The 22,190-nt window shown below is 58.5% G+C and carries 15 protein-coding genes; 6 read left to right on the forward strand and 9 right to left on the reverse strand.

Annotated features, from left to right (window positions below):
- Window positions 1–88: 88 nt before the first annotated feature.
- From JEM67_RS05340 to JEM67_RS05350, 3 genes are all read right to left on the reverse strand, one after another.
- A complete protein-coding gene (locus JEM67_RS05340) occupies window positions 89–628 on the reverse strand; it encodes a hypothetical protein (RefSeq protein WP_199636637.1) in 540 nt (179 codons plus the stop codon).
- A 374-nt stretch (window positions 629–1,002) separates the two neighbouring features.
- Window positions 1,003–1,527 carry a cytochrome b561 gene (gene cybB, locus JEM67_RS05345; protein WP_199636688.1) on the reverse strand — a complete coding sequence of 175 codons (525 nt, stop codon included), beginning with the start codon at window positions 1,525–1,527 and terminating at the stop codon, window positions 1,003–1,005.
- 115 nt (window positions 1,528–1,642) lie between these two features.
- Complete coding sequence (locus tag JEM67_RS05350; RefSeq protein WP_199636636.1) at window positions 1,643–3,241, reverse strand: ABC transporter substrate-binding protein; 1,599 nt, start codon at window positions 3,239–3,241, stop codon at window positions 1,643–1,645.
- A gap of 340 nt (window positions 3,242–3,581) precedes the next feature.
- On the opposite strand from JEM67_RS05350, the gene JEM67_RS05355 reads away from it, so the two are divergent.
- A complete protein-coding gene (locus tag JEM67_RS05355; RefSeq protein WP_199636635.1) occupies window positions 3,582–4,928 on the forward strand; it encodes a condensation domain-containing protein in 1,347 nt (448 codons plus the stop codon).
- Between the two features lie 43 nt (window positions 4,929–4,971).
- Here the strand turns inward: JEM67_RS05355 and JEM67_RS05360 are convergent, their stop codons facing one another.
- Window positions 4,972–8,064, reverse strand: coding sequence for an amino acid adenylation domain-containing protein (locus JEM67_RS05360; RefSeq protein WP_199636634.1), 3,093 nt, complete (start codon window positions 8,062–8,064; stop codon window positions 4,972–4,974).
- A 72-nt stretch (window positions 8,065–8,136) separates the two neighbouring features.
- Entirely contained in the window at window positions 8,137–9,729 is a 1,593-nt protein-coding gene (locus JEM67_RS05365; protein WP_199636633.1) for a condensation domain-containing protein, read from the reverse strand.
- Between the two features lie 503 nt (window positions 9,730–10,232).
- On the opposite strand from JEM67_RS05365, the gene JEM67_RS05370 reads away from it, so the two are divergent.
- The 3 genes from JEM67_RS05370 (at window position 10,233) to JEM67_RS05380 (ending at window position 16,638) form a co-directional block, all read left to right on the forward strand.
- Window positions 10,233–12,356: a TonB-dependent receptor gene (locus JEM67_RS05370; protein WP_199636632.1), complete on the forward strand. Its 2,124-nt coding sequence runs from the start codon at window positions 10,233–10,235 to the stop codon at window positions 12,354–12,356.
- A 100-nt stretch (window positions 12,357–12,456) separates the two neighbouring features.
- Entirely contained in the window at window positions 12,457–15,360 is a 2,904-nt protein-coding gene (locus JEM67_RS05375; protein ID WP_199636631.1) for a condensation domain-containing protein, read from the forward strand.
- 45 nt (window positions 15,361–15,405) lie between these two features.
- Window positions 15,406–16,638, forward strand: coding sequence for a YncE family protein (locus JEM67_RS05380; protein WP_199636630.1), 1,233 nt, complete (start codon window positions 15,406–15,408; stop codon window positions 16,636–16,638).
- 288 nt (window positions 16,639–16,926) lie between these two features.
- Here the strand turns inward: JEM67_RS05380 and JEM67_RS05385 are convergent, their stop codons facing one another.
- Together JEM67_RS05385 and JEM67_RS05390 are read right to left on the reverse strand one after the other, a co-directional pair.
- On the reverse strand, window positions 16,927–17,175 hold the full coding sequence (locus JEM67_RS05385; RefSeq protein ID WP_199636629.1) for a hypothetical protein: 249 nt from the start codon (window positions 17,173–17,175) through the stop codon (window positions 16,927–16,929).
- Window positions 17,176–17,530: 355 nt separating this feature from the next.
- Complete coding sequence (locus tag JEM67_RS05390; protein ID WP_013811657.1) at window positions 17,531–17,779, reverse strand: hypothetical protein; 249 nt, start codon at window positions 17,777–17,779, stop codon at window positions 17,531–17,533.
- A 231-nt stretch (window positions 17,780–18,010) separates the two neighbouring features.
- Here JEM67_RS05390 and JEM67_RS05395 point away from each other — a divergent pair, with 231 nt between their 5' ends.
- Both JEM67_RS05395 and feaR read left to right on the forward strand, forming a co-directional pair.
- Window positions 18,011–18,649: a DsbA family protein gene (locus JEM67_RS05395; protein ID WP_199636628.1), complete on the forward strand. Its 639-nt coding sequence runs from the start codon at window positions 18,011–18,013 to the stop codon at window positions 18,647–18,649.
- A gap of 194 nt (window positions 18,650–18,843) precedes the next feature.
- Window positions 18,844–19,758 (forward strand): transcriptional regulator FeaR, encoded by a 915-nt coding sequence (gene feaR / locus JEM67_RS05400; protein WP_199636627.1) that lies wholly within the window; start codon window positions 18,844–18,846, stop codon window positions 19,756–19,758.
- A 35-nt stretch (window positions 19,759–19,793) separates the two neighbouring features.
- Here feaR and JEM67_RS05405 read toward each other — a convergent pair whose 3' ends face one another.
- On the reverse strand, window positions 19,794–21,293 hold the full coding sequence (locus JEM67_RS05405; RefSeq protein ID WP_199636626.1) for an aldehyde dehydrogenase family protein: 1,500 nt from the start codon (window positions 21,291–21,293) through the stop codon (window positions 19,794–19,796).
- Window positions 21,294–21,450: 157 nt separating this feature from the next.
- On the reverse strand, window positions 21,451–22,089 hold the full coding sequence (leuE, locus tag JEM67_RS05410) for a leucine efflux protein LeuE (RefSeq protein WP_013811661.1): 639 nt from the start codon (window positions 22,087–22,089) through the stop codon (window positions 21,451–21,453).
- Between the last annotated feature and the right edge of the window lie 101 nt (window positions 22,090–22,190).

Genomic DNA, 22,190 nt, shown 5'->3' on the forward strand with positions numbered 1-22,190 from the left:
TTTAACACGGATGAAAACAGCAGATATAAATATGGGGGAGGGCAGTTAACTATCCGCACCCCCATTATTATCTAATGAATAGTCGCGGTTATTGCTTAACCACAAGGTGGCTGCGCTGTTCTTTGCTCATTGCCTTGTTAGAGCTGGAAATTACGCAGTTATATTTTTCATATTTATTAATGATCATAAAGGTACTGACCGGGTTTTTATAGTCTTTGTCGATAGTGAAATAAACATAATCCTGCGGCAAAGAACTCGGTTTGAATGCGCCGAACGCATAAACACCCGCCATGCCCAACGGGGACAAATCAACCGTAAGTTCTAGCGGTTGCAGGGTATTCGGGGAGGGCAGCATGGATTTTGCGGACATCATTAACGAAGCGGTATCGATGGTGTATTCGCTGGTCACTTTCATCCCGACATACTTGGATTCAGGTTTCGAAAGCTGTTTCATACAGGCGGCATCGTGCTGGGGCGCGGGGCTGCCATTTTCTTGCACGGCGTGCACATGTTCCAACGTCACCTGTGCTTTGCCGGTCATAGGTTTTACGCTGTCTTCCGCTTGCGCCATACCGGCAAAAGCGAGGGCCGCAACTGTGGGTAGAATAACGCCAGTCATTATTTTCATTACTTTTCTCCAGACTTTTATGAGTGGGAAAATAATATTAATTTTCCCGTGTGTGTAGTCGATAAAAGTGAATTAATGAAATCATGGGCAGCACTAAATCGCCTTGTATGAACACATGGCATGGCATCGTTGCCCAGAAAAATAACTGGCGTTTTTAAGATGAGGACATAAATTTTAAATAAACTGACGTGTGATTATCGTTATTAACTTTCGGGCATATGAACTGTATGGATAACCTTAGTCAATATCCGGGATAGATACAACACGATGGGTGAAAATTTTATTTTATCGAAGCAATAGTGGGATTAATAAGCCAATGTATTATTTCCATTAGCTTATATATACATGCTTATTATTATATTGTTGCCCCTGGGTTAACGCTTTTTAAACAGCGGTAGCATTCTCACCAAAGTATTGTCCTTAAAGGCATAATGATGGATCAGCGCCGCAGCGGCGTGCAAACCAATCAGCCAATAACCGAAAGCGGCCAGCGTCTTGTGCCAGCCGATAATCGTCCGCGCCTGCGGCCGGTCGGCAATCTCGGCAAACGGCATCGGCAGGCCGAATAAAAACCACTCTTTGCCACCCAGATAGCGGGAATAGACGCCCAGAACCGGCAGCGTCAGCAGCAGCAGGTAAATCAGGGTATGCACCAGATGCGCCGCGCCGGTTTGCCATTTTGGCGGTTTCGGGCTGATGGCGGGGGAGGCGTGACGCGAGCGCAGGATCAGACGAGCGATCATCAAGACGAAAACCGTCACCCCGCAGCTGAAGTGGGTGACCACCAGCAGATACCACAACGGCGTGCCCGGTTCGGCAATGCCTCTCAACTCAATTGTGGCGCAGGTGATGACCAACAGGATAGCGACCAGCCAGTGCAGACGGATCTGCATCGGCATAAATGTTTTCTGCACTGGGTTTGCCTTGCTAAGGTGAGATTCGATAGGCATTGAGAGTAACGAAATGTTACAAGGGAGGAAAGCGCCGGGTTTGAATTTATCCCGGCGCCTTGGCTTAGTTCACCTTCGCCTTGGCGAAGTCACTGCCGTTCACGTCAACCACATAGCCGCTGACATTGCTGCGGGTGGCGTAGAACACCTTGCCGTTAGCCAGCGGCAGCAGCGGGGCCTGTTCGGCAAAAATCACCTGCGCTTGCTGATAAAGCTTGGCGCGTTCTGCCGGGGTGCTCACCTGAATCGCCTGCTGGATCAACCGATCGTAACCTTTGTCGCACCAGCGGGCTATGTTGGCGCCGGTTTGCACGCCGGCGCAGCCGAGCAGCGTGGCGAAGTTGTCCGGGTCGCCGTTATCCGACATCCAGCCATACAGTGCGCTCTGCTGTTCCCCTTTGCGCAGCCCGGCCAGGTACTGGCCCCATTCCCAGGTGACGATTTTGGCCTTCACGCCCACTTTCGCCCAATCGCTCTGGATCATCTCGGCAATGCGTCGCGAATTAGGGTTGTATGGCCGCGCCACCGGCATTGACCAGATGTCGGTTTCAAACCCTTTTTCCAGCCCGGCCTGTTTCAGCAGATCACGGGCCTTCTGTGGATCGTAAGTATATTCCGGCAGCTTGTCGTTGTAGCCCAGCATCGCCGGCGGCAGCACTGAATAGGCCGGCGTACCGCTGTCTTTGAACACCGCCGCGACAATCGCCTTCTTGTCCACCGCATAGCTCAGCGCCTGGCGAACCAGCACATTATCAAAAGGTTTCTTCTGAGTATTGAACGCCAGATAGCCGACGTTCAGGCCGTTGATGTTGTGCAATTGCAGGTTCTTGTCGCTCTTGATAGCGTCGAACTGCTCCGGCAGTGGGGCGGGAATGATCTGGCACTCATTGGTTTTCAGCTTGGCCACCCGGGTCTGCGCATCCGGCGTGATAGAGAAGATCAGGTGTTTGCTGGCCACCTCGCCTTGCCAGTAATGCGGGTTGGCCACGTAGCGGATCAGCGAATCCTGCTTGTACTGTTGCAACGCGAACGGGCCGGTGCCGATAGGCCAGTTATCCACGTACTCCGGCGTGCCTTTCTTCAGCATGGCGTCGGCATATTCCGCGGAAAGAATCGAGGCGAAATCCATCGTCCAGTCGGCCAAAAACGCGGCGTTGGGCTGGCTGAGCGTAAAGCGCACGTGGTCGTTATCTACCGCTTCGACGTGGGTAATCAGCTTGTCCAGCCCGGTGTCGGTAAAGTACTCGTAGTTACCGCCGGACACCTTGTGGTACGGATGATTAGCGTCTTTTTGGCGCATCACGGTGAACACCACGTCCTCGGCGTTGAAGTCGCGCGTCGGGGTGAAGTATTTGTTGCTGTTGAATTTCACGCCCTTGCGCAGCGTAAAGGTGTAGGTTTTGCCATCCGGGCTGATGGTCCACTCGGTGGCCAGCGAGGGGGCAGGGGTTTTATCGCTTTCGCGCAGCGTCAGCAGGCGGTTATACAGCACCTGCGAGGTGGCGATAAACGTCGGCCCGGAGCTGGCGAGTTGCGGATTGAAAGACTCCGGTGAGGCGACCGTGCAATAGACCAGCGTATCGGAAGCCGCCAGCGCGCTGCCCGCCGCCAACAGGCTGGTTCCCGCCAATAGCAGGCCTGCAGTTGTTTGTTTTAAAAGCATAAAAGTGATAGCTCCCTCAGGTTGATGGGGGACACTGCCGCCGCAGTGGCATTCAGGCAGCCCCCGGTTTAACTATAATGAGGCTTTGCGGATCTGGGAACTGGCTGTGGCGGATTCCTTTCCGGTTATTACGCTGGCCGCCAACATTTCCACCGCCGCCGGCGAACGTTTTTTGCCTCGACAATCCCCTTATCCGACACGCATTAACCGGTTGTCCTATATTTATGAAAATGATAATAAGTGTTATTATTATTTTCATTTGTAACCATGTTGAAACACTTTCAGCGCGTTGCGGCCGTCGTTTTCCTGGTCTCCATGTCGCATATCAAAGGTAGGTAACATGTCGGAAACCCTTTTGGCTACTGAATGGCTGCCGCTGTCGCCGGCGCAGTTAGACTTCTGGGAGGAGTTTAGCTTGCACCCCGGGCAGCCCTTTTCCACCGTCGCTCACGTCACCGAATTGCGCGGAGCGGTGGACGAGGCGGCACTGTGTCGGGCGATAACCCTCACTGTCGCAGAAACGAAGGCGTTTGCGCTGCGGTTTGGCACCCGCAGAGGCGATCGGTTGCCGATGCAGCGCTACGATCCCGAACGGGTTCCGCGCCTGAAGCGTATTGATTTGCAGGATCATCCCGACCCTTATCAGGCCGCGATGCGGCTGATGCAGGCCGATGCCGAGCAGCCGATGGATCTGCATACCCAACCGATGGCGGCCGCGTGGTTGCTCACTCTGGGGCCGACGCGCTATCTCTGGTACCTGCGTGCTCACCATATCATTATCGATGGTTACGGCATGGCGCTGGTCGAGCATCGCTGCGCTACGTTGTACGCGCATTTTCTCGGCAAGGGTACGGCGGGACAAGCATTGGGCGCCTTCAGCGCCTTCCAGCAACATGAGCTGGCCTACGGGGCTTCCGAACGCTGCGACAAGGATCGCCGGTTCTGGCAGCGTTATTTACCGCCGTCGCAGGTGCTGCCGACGGTGCGTAAAGGCGGCCGGGAATATGGCGTGAAATGCCTGAGCACCAGCACTCCGCTGCCGGAAGACATTTCACGGCGGCTGCGTCTGTTGTCCGAACACAGCGGCATCGGCTGGCCCGATCTGCTGCTGGCTCTGTCCGCTGCCTGGCTGTTTTTTACGTTGCCGCCTTTACCGTATGAAAGAGGGGATACGCGGACCCTGTGGATGCCGGCGATGAATCGTCGCAGCAGCAAAGCGACCAATACACCGGCTTTGGCGGTCAATACGCTGCCGTTTTTGGTTTCACTGCGTGCGGAAGAGACGCTGGGGCATTTCCTGTCCGTCGTGACGCAGACGCTGCGTGAACTGCGCAGCCACGCCGGTTATCGCCTGCGGCAGATTGCCGCCGATCGCGGCGTGACGCCCGCGTCGCGTCTGTTTATTTCTCCGTTTATCAACGTTCAGCCGTTTGACTCGGCCGGTTTCAGCGGTTGTACCAGCACGCGCCGGGTGCTGGCAGGCGGTGCCGGCGACGGGATTAACCTGATCTTCCGTGGCGGCACTGACGCCGGCGATCTGCATTTGGATATCGATGTCTTTGTGCAGCAGTTCCCCACCGACGGGGCGGCCAACTACCGAAGCGCCTTGCAGGACTTTTTGCAGCGCGCGTTACGGGAAGGGGCGTTGGAGATGGCGATCGGCGAACTGGTTGCGGTGCCCGCCTGATGAAAGCGGGCAGGGGATGACCCTGCCCGTAGGGAATTGACGGTTAACGGGCCAGCAGCGCTGCGACCTCCCGTGCATTTTTGCAGGGGATCAGCACCGTTGGCGGCAGTTGGGTGCCAAAGGCGTCATTAAGCTGTGCGGCCACCTGGCGGATATGCGGCAGTTTCAGGCCCATGGTAATAAAGGCGGTTTCCTCCCCCCACTCAGGACGCGGCGCCGCGCCGATGGCCTGCAGATAGATGGTCAGAATTTTGCCGCTCTGCGCCGGCGGCGCGCTCGGCAAAGGTGCTGCACAGGCGTTCAAGCCGGGAGCCGCCCGCCCGGCCCCGAGCGTGCTGCGAATAGCATGACGGTCGGTTTTTCCGTTGCCCGAGAGCGGCAGCGTTTCGGCGTGGATAAAGCGCGTCGGGATATGTGTGCAAGGCAGATAGCCGGTCGAGAAGGCGCGAATATCCGCCAGCGACAGCGGCTTGCCGTCGTGGGTGAGGTACATCGCGCCCAGCGTCGATTCGGCATTTTCCCCGCTCGGATAATCCACCACCACGATGTCCAGAATCGCCTCATGCCCACGCAGCACGTCTTCGATCTCCGGCAGCGACACGCGCACGCCGCGGATTTTCACATAGCCGTTCACCCGGCTGGCGAACAAAATGTTGCCGTCCGGGCGATAGTAGCCCTGATCGCCGGTGCGGAAGGCCCGCAGCGGTTGCCCGTCGGGGCCATTCAACGGGACGAAGTCATGTTGCTTCACTTCGCCGTCTTCCAGATAGCCTAACGCCAGATTCACCCCCGCCGTATGAATGCGGCCCACCACGCCGGCCGGGCAGTGCGTGCCGTCGTCATGGCAAATAAAGTATTGGTTGCCCGGCAATGGCTGGCCGTAGGGCACGGTGCCGGTGTCCTGCGCTGCAATCGGGTGCCAGATGCTCCAGATAGTGGTTTCTGTCGGGCCGCCGAGTGAGAACAGGCAAATGTCCGGGCGCAGGCTACGCAACGTCTGCACCGTCGCCGGTTTGATGTAATCGCCTCCCTGAGCCACCAGCCGCAGTGAGCGCAGGCTGTCGGCCGTTTTACAGGTGAGCAGCATTTCCAGGATCGCGGGTACGGAACACCACAGGCTGACGCGGTGGCGCTCCACCAACTGGTTCCAACTGATGGCGTCTTTTTCCTGATGCGGCGCGGGCAGAACCAACGTCGCACCGGCGCTGAGCGATCCGAACAGGTCAAACATCGACATATCGTGGTGCGGCGGCGTCACGGAGATAAACACATCATCGGCGGTGACCGCCCAGCGTTGCAACGTCTGCCCAACCACGTTGGCGGTGGCGCGGTTGTTGAGCACCACGCATTTGGGTTTGCCGGTGGTACCGGAAGTGTACAGATAATAGCCGGCCTCGGTGCTCGCGCTGCGCTCCGTCAGCGTTTGGTCGTCCGGCAGTTCAGGCGTGCCGGCTGCCGGATCGAGCAATTCTGTCGGCGTCACCCCGTGCGGGGTATCCAGCTCGCCCTGATGTACCACCAGATCCGGCCGGCAGTTGCTCAGCAGATAGGCGGTGCGTTCTGGCGGCGAGTTGATGTCGATCGGCACCCAGATAACCCCCAGCAGCGCACAGGCCAGGGAGATAGTCACGTGTTCCGGGCTGCGCGCCAGATACAGCGCCAGCACGCTGCCGCGCCCCAGATTGCGCCGTTGCAGGTTGGCCATTACGGCTCCGACCTGGCGACCCAACTCAGGGTAAGACAGGGTCTGCTCATCGCAGATCAGCGCCGGTCGCGGCTGTGGGTCGTTAAACAGCCGTTCGGCCAGCTGCGCCAGGTAGGGATAAGCGCTGAATGCCGCTTCGCCGTGGTTATGGCGATAGTGTCGGTAATCGATAAAGCGCGTCGGGGCGATCTCCAGATCGCTGTCCTGGCACATTTGCACCACGCGGCGTTGCAGGGCGTCCAGCATCGCCTGCACCTGTTCGCCGTCCAGCGCCTGTTCGGCGTAATCGACGCACAGTTGCAGATTTTTGTCGGCGTCCTGCGTCAGACGGATATCGATCGCGACCTGCGGCGTTTGGGTCAGGCCGTCGTGGTAGCGGACCGGTGCGCCGGCCGGCAGCGTCTCCCAGCTTAGGCAGTTGGTGAGAATGACCGGCAGCGCCGGGGCACCCTGGCTGCGGTTCAGCAACTGCCGCGCCAGATCAACGCCGGAAAACGTCAGGTGATCGAGAGCGCCCAGTATGTCGTCTTGCAGTGCCTGCGCGCGGCTGACAAAGGTACCCCCCTCGCGCGAATAACGCACGGCCACAAAGCTAGAGGCGTTGCCGAGCGAACCCCCAGCAGCAGGAAACGCCACCGGCACGCCCACGCACAGCTCGCCGTCGGTGGTCCACTGCGCCAGCGTATCGAGGATCACCGCCGAAAGGGCGCTGTTGCGCAACAGTGAATGGGCCGAGCCCAGGCGTGAGAAGGCTTTTAGCACGTCACGCGGCAGGGTCAGGCTGGCGCGCCGGTAGCGAGAGCTTTTGATGTTGGCCAGCGGGGCGCGCCACGGCAACGCCGAAGGCGTGGTGACGTCCTGCAGTTGGGTCTGCCAATAGGCTGCGTCGGCCTGGCGTTGTTCTGCCGTTGCGGCGGCCGGCGAGCTGGCCGGTACGATTGGCGGCAACGGAGCGTCATCGAACAGCCGGGCAATCAGGGTAGCGATGCCCTGGCCATCGAGGATCAGCGCGTCGAAGCTGGTGAAAATCAGGGTGTCGTAGTGCCCGGTGGCGTCCTGCGTCTCCGGCAACTGAATGGCGGCAATGCGCCACAGTGGCTGAGCGGGATCGTGGCGCTGGTGCGAATACTGCTCGCGCAGGGCGGCCAGCCGTTGCTGCGCCGCATCATGCTCCAGCGAACGCAGATCGTACCGATCCAGGTTCAGCGTGGTTTCCGGCCGTACGCGCTGGGTGAAACGCTGGGGATCGAGGCAGGTACGCAGCGCGGGATAGTGCTGCACTAATTCGGCCAGCCGGGTTTCCAGCCGCGCCAGATCCAGCCGTTGGCCGCGGTATTCGCGGAAATCGTGCATTGCCACGCCGCCGAGCGGCCACTGTTCGCTGCGGCCGAGGAGGTAAGCCTGTTGCAGCGCGGTTAATGGTGTCTCCATGGTATTTCCCTATTGTCGCTAACCGATGAAAAAGAACGCAGGGCGCGTGGGGCTACGCGCCTAAAACCGATATCAGACCTGAGGCGCCAGCACGTTCAGCAGCATCTTCGCGCCTTCGGCGGTCTTGGGGTCACGCTCGCAGATCAAAGCGGCCAGCGTTGCCGGAGTGGGGTGCGCCGCCAGATCTTGCGGGGTCAAGGCTACCGACAGGTATTTATTGAGCACCCCGATCAGGGCGAGCAACGCGGCCTCCGGCAGCGGCAGGGCGGTGATGTCGTCATCGTCGCGCAGCCTGACGCCCGGCGCTACGCGCGCCACCAACCGGTGCAGCAACTGGCGTACCGGGGCCTGAGTTTCCGGTAAGCACTGTGACAGCAACTGCGCCAATGGCCGTCTGAAACTGTCGGGGTGGCGAGCTGCCTGCTGCAACAGGGCGCAGTAGGTGGCAAACAGCTGCTGCGGCAACCGGTCCGGGAAGGCATCCATCCGCAGATCCCAGTTGATCAAAATACCACCGTTGGCATGCGCCACCTGGGCGTCCAGCGCCACCTGCGGGCCCTGGGAAATCACCCAGTCCAGCGGGCCGAAGGTGCGGGTGACCTGGTCGGAAAACAGCGCTTTGCCGCGAATGCCGAAACCGGCGGTGAACACCACCGGCGAAGGTTGCATGCTGCCGTGCAGGCGCGACAGGTCGCGCATCACGCTCACGCCCGGGTAGTCGGCATGAGTGAGCAATTCCGCCAGTTGATCCATCAGGCGGCGGCAGAAGGCGGGCAAGTTTTCCGCCGGATTGAGCTCTACACCGAGCAGCACCAAATTGGAGAAGTCGCCAATGATGCCCTCCAGGCCCTCCGCATCGCGGTGGAACAGCGGCACGTTGAGCCGGAAGCGTCGCAGGTTCCAGCCGTGGCCGACGGTAATGGCAAACAGTGCCAGAAACAGGGAGGAAAGCGTGATGCGGTGCGCTTTGGCGGCATCGGCCAGCGCCTGAGCCTCTGCGGCGTTCAGTTGAAGCGCCAGCCGATCGCTCTGGCAGCGTTCCGGTGCGCGCAGCAGGTGGGGCGCGGGCGGCAGTTGCGCCAGGCGTTCACGCCACCAGGTCTGAGCGCGGGCCCGCCGCTGAGGCAGCTCGGTGTCGGCCTGGTGCCGATCCAGATAGTCAAAATAGGGTACGCCGTCGTTGTCGGGGGCGGCCGGGCAGTGGTGATAAAACCGCGCCAGATCCTCCATCAACACGCGAAATCCCATGGCATCGCCGGCGATCATGTCCAAATCCACATGCAGCCGGCTGTGGCCGTTGGGCAACAGACTGAGGCTGATATCACAGGGAATGCCCTGTTCCAGCGGCAATTTTTGGCTGCTTTTTTTCCAGCGTTTAGCGCTCAGCGCGTTGGCTGTCTCGGGGGCGTCGGCGTGGCGGAAATCGTCGATATACAGGCAATGGCGCGGACCGCAAGCATCAATGGTCTGTTGACCGTCCGCCGTGATGCGCAGGCGCAGCATCGGGTGGTGCAAATAAAGGGCGGTCACGGCCTGTCTCAGTCGTTCGACGTCCAGGTCGCAGCCGTTAAATTCCGCATACAGGTGGGCGGAGACGCCCCCCAGCGGCGCTTCGGATTGCCGGCCCACCCAGTAGGCGGCCTGCATCGTGGTCAACGCTTTCATTGGGTTTCCATCAGTATTGAGAGACGGGAAGAATATATGTCAATGTTAATGGGAATGAAAATTATTACTATTTTTATTTGTTGTTGTAAAACGAAGTCGTCATAAGGGACGGGATGAGCATCGCCGCCCTGGGGTAAATGGCTATTTTGATATAATTATGTTTTGTATTAATTTTTAAAGAAATTATTGCGATTTTAAATGACGAGAAAACCCGGATTTTTGGTCTTTCTGCTGTTTGTCTGTGAGTCTGTTTTTTCCTGCTTATTGATAATAATTTGCATTAAAGTATGTAAAATATTATCATTATTAACATTTATTTACGTTTCCAGACAAAAATACTGCATCCGCCCGCTGTGCATCTGGGGGGAAGCCGTCTGCTGCAGGGATAGGCAATAGCAAGGTCAGGAAGGCCGCAATGCCAGTGTTAGTGTGAGTGTCAGCGTCGTTACCTATGTGAAAACAATCAAATTTTTGTGCATCTGGGATGAAAGGAGAATACATCTATGAGCAAGCATTCAGCGGCTCAAAGGCATAAAACCGTAGGAAACAAGGAAAAAGCGGGCTTACAGGCCATCGGGGCATTTTCCTCACTCTTTTTAGGGCTTTGCTCTGTGTCTGTGGGGAACGTTAACGCAGCAGCGCCGGACGATAAGGTGCAGGAAGCCACCGACAGCAAACGCCAGGGCAATTGGCAGGACTCGGAGAGCCTGCTGGTCACCGGCGAAAAAATTAAACGCACCATTTTCGATACCGGCTCCAGCGTGCAAGTGTTCGACAGCGAACGGATCTCTTCCATGCCGAATGCGTTGCAGGTCACCGATTTGCTGCGCATGACCCCCAACGTGGTCGATTTGGGCATTGGCAATAATTTGCCGACCGTGCGCGGCATTGATGGCTCCGGCCCGAACGTCGGTGCCAATGCTTTCCTCAGCGGCACCCGGCCGCGTCTCAATCTGTCAATGGACGGCCGCTCTCTGACCTATAATGAGCAGGCATTTGGTCCGCAGTCGCTGTGGGATCTGGATCGCGTTGAAGTGTTCCTCGGCCCGCAGAGTTATATTCAGGGGCGCAACGCCATCGCCGGCGCCATCGTGATGACCAGCAAGGATCCGACTTTCGACTGGGAAAGCGCCTTCAAGGGCGGAGCCGGCAACCAGCATTCTTCACAGCTGTCCGCGATGGCCTCCGGCCCGCTGGTGGAGGACCAACTGGCGTTCCGCGTCAGCGTCGATCGTCAGCGTCGCCGCAGCGATGTCGACCTTCCTGCCTATGAACCGGTAGGCGATCCTCGCGAGGTTGAAGCCACTACCGCTCGCGCCAAACTGTTGTTTAACCCGGCAGGGATGCGCGAGTTGACCACCAAGCTGACCTTTAACCATTTTGGCAGCACCTCACCGCAAAACGAGAGCCTTAACCCGCTGGTTCACCCGACTAACCCGCGTCACGATCCGCGTCGTGCCGTGTTTAAAAGCAACACCAACAGCAGTGTCTGGGATCTGGCCTGGGAGCAATCCGACAGCCTGACGCTGGAAAACCGCGTTATTTACACCGACTTCAACATTAACCGTCCTACGGCCTACAACATTCAGTATGCAGAAATCGACGGTAAAGAGGTGCATGTGGAGCCGGTGGCGCGCTTTGGCGGGCCAGACAGCCGCCTGCGAGGGCTGGCGGGGTTGCGGTATTTCCATGCCAAGCAGGATGAGTTCGTTAATATTTTCGGCGGTTCCAGCTTCAAGGATAAAACTGACACCCACTCGGCCTTTGCCGAACTGACCTACGCCATCACGCCGCAGGTGGATATCACGGCCGCCAGCCGCGTGGAACGTGAACATCGCCGGCGCACCGGTGGCAGCAACGCCGTGCGTATCGATTTCGACGAAACTTACGATGTGTTCCTGCCGAAGCTGGATCTGGCCTGGAAACCGACGGACACGCAGACCTACGGCGCCAAAGTGGCGCGCGGCTATAACGCCGGCGGCGCCGGTATCACTATCGGCACGCCGGTGGTCAGCTACACCTACGGTTCAGAATATGTCTGGAACTATGAGCTGTATTCCCGCCACCACCTGAAAGACGCCAACGTCATCCTGACCAGCAACATTTTCTACAACGACTACAAGGACATGCAGCTGCCTTACTCGTTGAGTGAGAACTCCAGCGTGATCCGCAATGCCGACAAGGTGGAAACCTACGGTGCGGAAATGGGGGCGACCTGGCAGCCGCGTTGGGACGTCGAGCTGTTCGGTAACGTCGGCCTGCTGAAGACCAAGATCAAGAAGTTCTCGGGCAGCGGCGTTGATGGGCACGAACTGGCGCGTGCGCCGGCGTATACCGCCAACATGGGTGCCAAGTACCAGTTGATGGCCGGGTTGGAACTGAGCGGCAACGTGGCGTTCTCGGATTCCTACTACTCGCAGTACGACAACGATTCACGCGGGCGTATCGGTTCTTACTGGTCGGCGAATACCCAACTGGCGTACACCTTCGCCTATGGTCGCGCCACTCTGTATGCGCAGAACCTGTTTGATTCGGAACGTCGCGTGATGGTCAGCGGCAACGACGTTTATACCGCGACCCAGCAGCGTCCGCGCATGATCGGCGCCGCACTGGAACTGACATTCTGATAACGGGCTTTGTCAATTGCCTGTGGGGCGTGTAAACGCCCCTTTTCGTGACAAGCGTTCCCCGACGTTCCGGTGCGACCGGACACAAGGAGATAGAGCAGTGAGCGGTTATTTTGACAATATTCTGAGCGACGACGAGGCCCAGCGTCTGGATCTGGCGTTCAAGACGCTGGGCGACCGGGCGGCGGATGACTCGCAGCCTTTGAGTGAAGCGGAAGAGCTGGCGTGGTTCACCCACCAGCAGCGGGGAGACGGCGGCAGCCAACAAGCGATGGCGTGGCGGTTGGGCGGTGAGCCGGATATCGGCAGGTTGGCCAGTGCGCTGGAGGCCCTGACGCGGCAGATGCCGGAGCTGGACGTTCGCTATGATTTCGATGATGAGCTAGGTTTGCGCAAGCTGCGAGGCAATGCGCCGCTGAACCCGGTGGCGATTCAGCCGGTGACGAGCGAAGAACAGGCGCTCAGTCGCTTGTTGCAGGCGCAGGCCACACCGCTCGAGCTGGCGCGGGAAGCGCCGCTGCGCTTTTTGGTGTTCACGGGCGCAAACGCCGTGCTGGGCGTGGTTGCGCACGATATTTTGGCTGAAACGCTGTCATGTCGGCACTTATTGACCCGGTTGTCGGCACTGTATAACCGGCAGGAGCCGGCATCGATTTATGCCGCCCTGCCGCCGATGGGGTTAAATGCGCGATTGCCGGAAAGTGCCGGTTTGGTGCTGCCGTGGCCGCGCCATGCGGCGGCGTTGCGGGACTATCGTCCGGCGGTGCCGCAGGATGACCTTCTGGCGCAGGCCGGTGTGCGCGTCGTGACCCGCGTTGCGCGCAGGATATTACCCGCTGCCGAAAACCCGGCGCAGCTGCTGGCGGCAGTCGCCGTTCGCTTCGCCGGCTTTATCTCTGCCCAGGCCGGCGGGCAGCCGTTGCAACTGTGCGTGCCGCAGGGGGATGCGCAAGAGGCTATCGGCCTGGAGAGCTGGACGGGCACCGCCCGCTTGAAGCGCCTGACTTTGCAACACCCTAATCCCGATCCATTGAACCGGCTGTTGGCGCAACAAACGGCGGAAGAGCCGAACCCAGACTTGGCCCAACTGTTGGTGACCTGGTTGGCGGATCCATCGGTGACTTTACAGCTCGATGGCGTGAGCGCCGAGCGTATGCTGTTGCCGCCGCTGCATACCCCCTTTGAACTGGTACTGGCCCTCAGCCTGCCGGATCCCGACTCGGTGCTGCTGGAACTGGTCGCGGACCCAAGATTAACCCCACATGCCGCCCCTTTCCTGCTGGAGCAGTTTGTCGCTTCCCTTGGCGGGCAGAGGATCACGGCGGCGCTGCTTCCCGTCAGTGAACGTCCTATGGCGCCGGACAACGGGGCAGATGAAGAGATCGCGCAGCTGATTCTGGCGGAGTTCCGCGACGCGCTGGCCGCGCCGGAGATGACCCTCGAGGAAGATTTCTTCGATCGCGGCGGGCACTCGCTGGTGGCGACCCGCGTTATCGGTCGGCTGCTTAGCCTGCACCGCATCGAGCTTAACATTAACGATCTGTTCAGCCACGCCACCGCCCGCGGGTTGTCGGTTTATGCGAAACGGCAGGCGGCTGCGGCCCCGGTGGCGGAGCGGGTCACGCAGGATCAGGGCGAAGCGGTACAGGCGCCGCTGTCACTGGCGCAGCACTCTTTGTGGAAGGTTTACGAAGCTTTTGGTCACGACGAAATCTTCAACCTGCCGTTCGCCATCAGCTTCCTCGATCCTGTGGATGAAGGGGCGTTGCGCCAGGCGTTTATTGACGTGATGGTGCGCCACAGCGTATTGCGCTCACTGTTTATCGAGCAGCAAGGCGAAGTGCGTCAGCAGGTGGTGCCGGCCGTTGAGCTGCCGGACTATGCCTGGTTCCGTTTCTCCCATGAAACCCTGGCCGGTGACGCGAGCGAAATGCTGGCCAAAGCCGGTGAACACCGCTTTAACCTGGCCACCGAGCTGCCGCTGCGCGCCACCTTCCTGCGTGACGCGGCAACGGGCCGGCAGTTGCTCTCGCTGCTGTTCCACCATGTGGTGCTGGACGAGTGGTCGCTGAACCTGATGATGGAAGAGTTGGGCATGGCCTACCGCTATCGTGTGGCGGGGCAGCCGCCGACGTGGAAAACCGAGGTGCCGCAGTTTTATGCCTTCGCCCGGCAGCAACAGGCGAGCGGTGTCAGGCAAAAACATCTGGATTACTGGCTCGATAACCTGCGCGATGCACCGGTCGGCCAACCTTTGTTCCAACAGGAGCCTTCACACCATCCTGCGGTACCGGCAGAGGCCGATGTCAACGGCGGGTGGCTGGAGTTTGACGTCGATCCGGCGGTGGCGGATGGGCTGTACGCGCAGGCCAGAAAGAACAACGCTTCGCTGTTCAATGTGGTCTACGCCGGCATTACCACTGCCCTGCGCCTGCTTGGCGGCCCGGCGGACCTGCTGGTAGGCACCTCGACCTCCGGCCGTAACGACGCCGAATTCTTCGACACCGTCGGCTACTTCACCACCGTGGTCGTGCACCGGGTGCGTTTCGCTGACTCACTGACGCTGGCGGGGCTGATCGACCAGGTCAAAAACACCATCAACGGCTCGATGCCCTACACCGATATCCCAATCGATCTGGTGGAAGAGGGGCTGTTCGGCGCGCACGCCGATCGCAAGAATCACATGTTCGAAGTGTTCATTCAGATCCACAGCCGCATCAAGTTGAACGGGGAGTTCACTCTGCAAGACGGCAGTACGGTGGCGTACCGCCAGGTAGAGCCGGAAAAAACCGAATCGCTGCTTGGCCTGCAGTTTGAGGTGATGGAGGAAAACCTCGACGGCGTGAAATCCCTGCGCGTGATGATGACCTACCGCACCGATCACTATACCGCTCAGCAGGCGGGGCTGATCGCCGGCACCATTCAGCACGTGTTCTCACATTTTGCGCAGTACGCTGGCGGGGACATCCCGCTGTCGGCCCTGTCGCCTGCGCTGCAGGAATGACGTTGTTCACCCTAACGGGCTTTATTATTTCAAGGAGATAAACGGATGTCTGGAACAATAGGAACACCCCGCGCCTTACTGTCGCTGTTGATTGCAACCTCGTTGGTGGTGGCCGGTGCGGCACAGGCCCGCGATGCCGGGATCAAACCAGAGGATATCCAGCGTCAACCGCTGTCGTCTGCGCTGGTGGAGATGGCCTACAGCCCGAGCCAGCAGTCGCTGTTTGTCAGCGCGCCGGACTGGAAGGAAGAGGCGCGTTCACGCGTGCTGCGCCTGGATCCGGCAACGCTGGCGGTGCAGGCGGAGATCCCGCTGCAGGTTAAGGGGTTTGGCGTGGCGCTGGATGATGCCGGTAAACGGCTGTATCTGACGCAGGGCTTCAACGGTTCGGTCGGCGTGGTGGATACTCAGACCAACCGTGCGCTGAACAGCATCCCGGTGACCGAAAAGACCCTGCTTGAGCAGACCTACAAGCAGGCGGGCATCAGCGGCAAACGGCTGGAGTTCCTGCTCAAGGAACTTAAGCGCTTCAAGATCACCGAGGATTACCAGTACCGGATCCGCGAGGTGAAATATGACACGCAGACCGGCCGCCTGTTCCTGCCGGGGCTGGGGTTTGGCGTGGATAGCGTGCTGTTTGTGGTCGACACCCGCAATAACAAGCTGGAAAAAATCATTCCCGGCTTTGGCTATAATGCGGTGGGCATCACGCTCGATGAGAAAGGGCGACGGGTATTTGTCTCCAACATGCAGGGGCAGCTGATCACCCTGAATGCCGATACGCTGGCGATCACCTCGACGAAAGAGATCCAGGCGGATCAATTGCTGAACCTGGTGTATGACGGTAAGAATAATCGTTTGTTAGGGGTGGATCAGGGAATCGATCGTGACGACTACCGCAACACTCATCTGGGGCACGACTATGCCAAGCGCAGCAGCGGGCACCGGGTATTTGCTCTGGATGCGGACAGCGGCAAGGTGCTGGCCAGCGAACTGACGGATGAAGTGCCGATCGGCCTGCTGTTGGACGACGGCAACCAACGCCTGTACGTTGCCAATCGTAATGGGATCCGCGTCGATCAGGGGGCAGGCACCTTGACGGTGTTTGATTCGAACACCCTCAAGCGGCTGCAAACCGTGGCGCTGCCGCCGCACCCTAACAGCCTGGCGCTGGATACGCGCAACAATGTGCTGTTCGTGACGGTGAAAAATGACGGTGCAAGCACCAAGGCCGGCAAACCGGAAAGCGTAGTGCGCATTCAACTGCACAAAAACTAAAGAGCTGCGCCGAAATAGTGCTACAGGTGGGCGTCATGCAGAACGCCGACACGCCGTGAACCCGTCCCTGGGGGCTCGTATCGCGCATCCTTGCGCTCAACGGTCGGCTAACCTGTCATGACGCCCACCCACCTCAAGCTTAGGGGGTTGCGGTATTAAACGCCGCCTTTTCACCTATCCAGCCTAAGCCGCCCTGGTAGGCTCGGTTCCCTTCGTCGGGGCGCTGCATGCTACGCCCACCTGATCATCCTGCGGTGTTTTTTGTCCGCTGTTTGGGTGACTGCAGATTCAATAACCGGAACCATTGTTGTGCTCGGGGCGAACCTCTGGCGCGCGTTTTTCCGTCGCTGGTTTGTGCGTTTTCCTGAGCGGTTTTTTATTGTGATGCGGCTTTGGCGGCATTTTATTGTCATGCGGTTTTTTATTATTCTGATGAATTATCGGTTTTTCATTAGGTTCATTTACCGGCGGTACCGCGAAGACCTGTACGCTATTTAACGCTATCACGGCGGCGATGATAAGCATCCGTTTTTTCATTATTACATCCTGAGTTCTGATAAATATATTTTTATTAAGCCCCCTATTACAGGGGCTGTTATTTAGCGTGGTGCGTTAAAGTGATAACCGGGCCCGCCTGGGCCACCGCGCCCGCCGCCACCACCACCGCCACCAGGAGGTGGGAATAAACAGCCGGACAGCATTGCGCTAATAGTCACCGCGCTGATGAACATCAGAATACGACGCATAATATAACCTTTATCACTAAATCGAGGTGGCTAGTATTATCTTCCGACGCGGGGGTTAGCAATATGGAAAGAGTAGGCAAACCGAAAAGATTCCGTAAGTAAGATTATTCCAATCGGGGCATTTTGACCGATTGAGATAATATGGGCTAAAACCCAGCCTTGAGCATCTCTTCTCGCAGTAAATCGACGATCGCGGGTTCTATGTCAGGGAACTGTCGCGTAATATCCGCAATCGCCCCCGCGACAGAAGGCGCTGAAAAGGTGCCGGAGAAAGGCAGAAGAGGAAGGTTGGCGTCGCTGTCCGGAAACTCGCCGCTGATGGTTCCGCTGATCATCCCTCCTTTCTTTTCCGCAGTGAAGTCATATTCACCCACGTTTTTATTAATCAGTGTCATTTTTACCTCTATATCGCCGGCTCCAGTCGCGGGATTCTTTGCATTCCACTCTCCTTTTTCAAGGATAGTGGTTGAGGTGGAGAATACCAATGAAACGCTGGTTTTCAGGCTTTGATTTTGATGTGTGTCAACGCCCTATAAACAGAAGGTAATAAAACTGGCCTTGAACCGATAATTTTATTATAAACACCGCCGTTAGGGACAATAGTCGAATCTGAAACGGGAGTGTTTATGATGGCTAAAATGAATCGGTTAATCGCCGCTGTACTGCTGATGTTATTGCTTCCTGCCGCTGCTGCGGCGGATTATCGCGAAGGCGAGCAATATACCCGCCTGGATAAGCCGGTGGCCTCCGCCCCTGCGGTGGTGGAATTCTTCTCCTTTTACTGCGGCCCTTGCTATCAGTTTGCCGATACCTACCACGTGGGCAGCACCGTCAGCCAGGCGCTGCCTGCCGGCAGTAAACTGACCAAGTATCACGTTGGCCTGATGGGCAAGTTGGGTAACGAACTGACCGAGGCCTGGTCGGTGGCGATGGTGCTGGGGATTGAGGATAAAATTGAAGGGCCGCTGTTTGACGAGCTGCAAAAGAAGCGCGCCATCAACAGCGTTGAGGATATCCAGCGGGTGTTCAGCGCTGCCGGCGTGGATGCGGCCGCTTATGAAAATGCGCGCCACAGCCTGTTGGTGAAAGGTCTGATCGCCAAGCAAAATGAGGCGGTGAAGGCGCTGGACGTGCGTGCGACGCCGTCGTTTTATGTTTCCGGCAAATACAAGATCGATAACGCCGGTATGGCGAGTACCAGCATCGACGGCTACGCGCAGGAGTACGCGGCCGTGGTCCGGTATTTGTTGGATACGCAGCCATAACGGCGCGGCGGTAACTTTACTTTGACCGACCCGGCTACGGCCGGGTTTTTCATTTATGCATGGCGAAATGGGCAATCTGTGATCCCTGCGCCAGATCGCCGTCCCGGCGTTGATTGTGTGTTATCGGATTGTTATGTTTATTTTCTGTTCAGCAACGCTCGCGGTTTCATCGCGGGTGTTTGAAGGGGAAAATCATGGCAATTTCCGCACAGGTCAGAGACGCCGGATTTGAGGCGTGGTTGGGGAAAATCAATTCCGCCTGCGGCCGGTTCTGCGCCAAGACGCTGGGGCCGGGGTTTAGCGGCGCGATACAGGAGTTTCGCACGCACGCGCTGCGCCTGAGCGTGGTGGATGCCGCTCAGACCCGGTTGTACCGCACGCCGCAGGAGATTGCCCGCAGCGACGGTTCGCACTTTTTTACCGTCTTTCAACTGCGCGGCAGTGCATTGATGGAGCAGGGTGATCGGCAGGCCGTGTTGTCCGCCGGTGACATCACGTTAATAGACGCTGCACGGCCCAGCAACTTTACCTTTCAACAAGACTCCCGCCAGATTTCCTTACTGATGCCGCGCAGCTATATCGAACAGCCTCTGGGCGTGGCCGATTTTCCGTGCGCGCGGCGGATTGAGGCGGAAAACAGCGTGGTACGGCTCAGCCGGCAACTGGTATTGGGCTGCATGCAGGACCCGCAGATGAGCGCGGCAGAGAGTGAGGCGATCCTGAACGCGGTGGCAACGTTGCTGCGCCCAGCGCTTATCGGCCGTGATGCGGTTTCCGAAGCGCAGCCGCAGCTCTTCGCGCGTTCGCTGGCGTTTATTGATACGCATATTCAGTCGGAGCTGTTGCGGCCCGAGTGGATCGCCGGGGAGCTTGGCGTTTCGGTCCGCAGCCTGTACCGGATGTTCGCCCGTCAGGGGCTGGTGGTGGCCCAGTACATCAAGAACCGCCGCCTGGACTTGTGCGCGCAGGCCTTGCGCAGTGCGCCGGGGCGGCAAAAACTGGCTACGGTCGGCTATGACTGGGGCTTTGCCGATCACAGCCACTTTTCTACCGCCTTCAAAGCCCGCTTTGGCGTTTCACCGAGCGAGTACCGCAAGCAGTATCAGTAGCGCCGCAGGCGGCGCCCTGATGAGTTAGCCGATTCTCAATAGCGAATGCACACCGATTTGGTTTCGGTATAGGCATCCAGCCAGTCGGGGCCGAAGTCGCGGCCGCTGCCGGATTGTTTGAAGCCGCCGAACGGCATGTTGGCGTCGATCAAGGTATGCGTATTGACCCACACCGTGCCGGCCTGAATGCGCGGCGTCAAAGCCATCGCCTGTTGCAGGCTGGTGGTCCACAGGCTGGCGGTCAGGCCGTAGTCGGTGTCGTTGGCTTTGCTCAGCGCCTCTTCGGCGTCCGCTACCCGGATCAGATTGACTACCGGGCCAAACACTTCTTCACGCGTCAGGTTCAGCTTGTCGTCCGGGTTAATCACCAGCGTCGGCGGGATGTAAAATCCTTGCGGATCCGGCCCGGCTGCGCCGCTGATCAACTCTGCGTGCTTGGCTCTGGCATCATCCAGATAGGCCGCCACTTTATTGCGGTGATCGCGTGAGACCAGCGGGTTTATCTGTGCCGTGGCGTCCATGCCCGGCCCGACCGACAGCGATTTCACCGCCTGCTCGAACCCGGCCACCAGCCTGTCGTAAATCGGCGCTTCGATGTAAATCCGCGAACTGGCGGCGCACACCTGGCCCTGGTTGAGGAAACTGCCCATCATCAGGCCTTCGATCACCTGCTGCGGATCCGCGTCTTTCAGCACGATGGCCGGGTTTTTACCGCCCAGCTCCAGCGTGACGCGCGTCAGGCGCTCCGCCGCGCTGCGTGCGATGCTTTTACCTACCGGGGTGGAACCGGTAAAGCTCACTTTGGCGATCAGCGGGTGTTCGGTCAGCGCCTTGCCGCAACCGGTGCCACGGCCGGTCACCACGTTGAATACGCCCGGCGGAACGCCGGCCTCGGTGGCCAGTTCGGCCATGCGCAGCAGGGTAAGTGGGGTGGTTTCAGACGGCTTGATCACGATCGAACAGCCCGCCGCCAACGCCGGTATCACCTTCCACATGCCGATCATCAGCGGGAAGTTCCACGGCACGATGCCGGCCACCACGCCAATCGGCTCTTTACGGGTATAAACCTGATATTTTGCGCCCGGCGGCATCGGGATCGACACGTCCAGGGTCTGGCCGACAATCTTGGTGGTCAGCCCGGCGGTATAGCGCATCCAGTTCAGTGTGCAGCCCACTTCAAAGGCGCGGGCGATATTGATCGATTTGCCCTGTTCCAGCGTTTCCAACTGGGCCAGCTCTTCGGCGTGTTGTTCAACCAGATCGGCATAGCGCAGCAAAATACGCTCGCGTTCGGCCGGCAAGCGCTGTGCCCAAACTCCGGTTGTGAAGGCTTTATGGGCCGATTGCACCGCACGGGCTACGTCCTGCGAGTTGGCATCGGCGGTGGAGGAGATCTGTTGTCCGTCGGCGGGGTTATACACCGCCAACCGGTCATCGGCGCTGGACTCGCACCATTGACCGTCGATATACAGCCCGTGTTGACGATCGAGAAAACGCGAAACGCTGTCCATCACTGCTTGGGTATTGTCAGGCATACGCCCTCCTGTCAGACAAAAAAGGTCGTTATCGTTAACCTTAAAAGCCTACAACAGGCGGCCGGGATCGCCTTTTGTCTGCCTGACATTCGGTTTGTGCTGCGTGACAGTCTGCAAGAAGGGAACGGCTGAGGCGCTCAGCCGTTGCTAAACAAGATTACGAACTGAGCGTCGCCAGGCGGGTGGCGAAGCCGAGGAACAGCAGGCCAATCAGGCCGTTGCCCAGTTTTGCCAGCCCTTTCTTATGGTTAAAGAAGTGCGCCAGCATCGCGCCGGAGAAAATCAGCGTGGTCATGTAGATAAAGCTGACCGACTCGAGGATCACGGCCAGGATAGTGAACGACAGGCCGGTGTGGGCATAGTTGAAATCGATAAACTGCACGAAGAACGACACGTAAAACAAAATCGCCTTCGGGTTGGTCAGGCTCAGCGTCAGCGATTTGCGTAGGATGCTGTGGCTGTCTTCAACCTGTTGTTGCTGCGCGGCGTTTTTCTGGATAAAGGTGGCGTAGAGGATTTTTGCGCCCAGGAACAGCAGGTAAATCGCACCGAGAAAACGCACCAGGGTAAACAGGAACGGCGTAGTGCGGATCAACGAAGCCACGCCGATATAGGCGCAGAAGATCAGGATCGCATCGCCGATAAACACGCCCAGCGCAGCGGTATAGCCGGCGCGTACGCCACGTGAAACCCCGGTTTTAAGTACGTACAGCGTATTCGGGCCCGGCAGGATGATGATGAAAATCACCCCGGCCAGATAGGTCCAGAGATTCAGGACGCCAAAACTTTCTAACACAATAACCTCTCCATGCGCGGAACTGACAGGCAAAAAAACTGGCTACGCCCGTAGCCGTGCGCGATCCTAACGCTGCAGAGGTGGGTTGGCAACGTAATAAA

Source organism: Serratia sp. PAMC26656 (assembly GCF_016469055.2).
GTDB classification, from domain to species: Bacteria; Pseudomonadota; Gammaproteobacteria; order Enterobacterales; family Enterobacteriaceae; genus Serratia; species Serratia plymuthica.